General features: G+C 62.8%; 1 protein-coding gene. It reads left to right on the top strand.

Annotation, left to right across the window (positions count from 1 at the left end):
• The first annotated feature begins 58 nt into the window (after positions 1–58).
• Complete coding sequence (locus SKC41_RS31710; RefSeq protein WP_330981551.1) at positions 59–1420, top strand: IS256 family transposase; 1362 nt, start codon at positions 59–61, stop codon at positions 1418–1420.
• The last annotated feature ends 43 nt before the right edge of the window (positions 1421–1463 follow it).

Here is a 1463-nt window from a genome sequence, read left to right as displayed (position 1 = left end):
GGGCGTGTCAGATGGTTTGTGTGAGGGGATGTGCTCCTGACTGAAAGCCGAGACACTGATGACCGTGGTGGATAAGAAGCTTGACCGTGAGGAACGCCGGCGTGCGCAACAGGCCGGCGTGAAGGCCCTGGAGGCCTCGGGCGCCCTTGATGAGCTGTACTCGATGATCGACGCCGGCGAGGTACAACTCGACGGAAAGGACGGACTGATCCAGCAGCTGATCAAGGCCGGACTCGAGCGGGGCCTGCAGGCCGAGCTCAGCGAGCACCTCGGATACGACAAGGGCGACCCCGAGGCCGCGTTGTTCCCGAACTCACGCAACGGTTCGTCTGCCAAGACGGTGGCCACCAGCGTCGGTGACGTCGAGCTAGCGATCCCGCGTGATCGCGATTGCACGTTCACTCCCACGCTGGTGCCCAAAGGCTCACGCCGCGTGGGCGGGCTCGACGACATGATCGTCTCGCTCTACGCCGGCGGGATGACCGTGCGCGACATCGAGCATCACCTGGTCTCGACGATCGGGACCGAGATCAGTCGCGAGACGATCTCCAAGATCACCGACGAGGTCCTCGACGAGGTCTTGGCCTGGCAACGTCGACCGCTCGAAGCGTTCTACCCGGTGATCTACCTCGACGCGATCGTGGTGAAGGTCCGCGACGGTGCACACGTACGCAACAAGGCCGCTCACATCGCCGTGGGTGTGGATATGGAGGGCGTCAAACACGTTCTGGGCATTTGGATTCAGGCCACCGAGGGCGCGAAGTTCTGGGCCGGGGTGTGCGCGGAGTTGGCCAATCGCGGTGTCGCCGATGTCCTGATCGTCTGCTGCGATGGCCTGAGCGGATTCCCCGAGGCGATCGAGGCGACCTGGCCCGACTCGCTCGTGCAGACCTGCGTCGTGCACCTGATCCGGGCGGCGATGCGTTTCGTGTCCTACAGCCAACGCAAGACCGTCGCCGCTGCACTCAAGACGGTGTATCAAGCCAGCGATGCCGAGACGGCCCGGGAGGCCTTAGAGGCGTTCGCGGCCTCTGAGGTCGGTCGAGCCAACCCGAACACCGTGCGCGTCTTCGACGACGCGTGGGAGCGGTTCATCCCGTTTCTGGCGTTCCCGCCGATGTTGCGCAGAGTCATCTACACGACCAATTCGATCGAGTCGCTGAACTATCAACTACGCAAGATCACCAAGAACCGGGGCCATTTCCCCAACGACGCGGCGGTCGTGAAACTGCTGTGGCTGGCGATCTGCAACATCGAGGACAAACGGGCCCGCGACCGCGCCAAGGAACGCGGGCTCGGACTAGGAACCAAACGCACCGCCGAAGGACGCCTCGTCGAAGGACAGATCACCACCAACTGGAAACAGGCCCTCGCCCAACTCGCCCTTGCCTACCCAGAACGAATCAACCCCTACCTCTAACCCCAACGAGCACAACACGTTACACAAAAAACTTGACAAGCTC

The sequence above is a fragment of the Mycobacterium sp. 050128 genome (assembly GCF_036409155.1).
In the GTDB taxonomy this organism is placed as follows: domain Bacteria; phylum Actinomycetota; class Actinomycetes; order Mycobacteriales; family Mycobacteriaceae; genus Mycobacterium.
Note: the sequence above shows the minus strand (reverse complement) of the source record. Positions and strands in the feature narration are given on the sequence as shown.

Excerpts from the sequence above, each read along its gene's own strand:
- SKC41_RS31710 (WP_330981551.1), top strand. The coding sequence starts at position 59 with ATGACCGTGGTGGATAAGAAGCTTGACCGTGAGGAACGCCGGCGTGCG.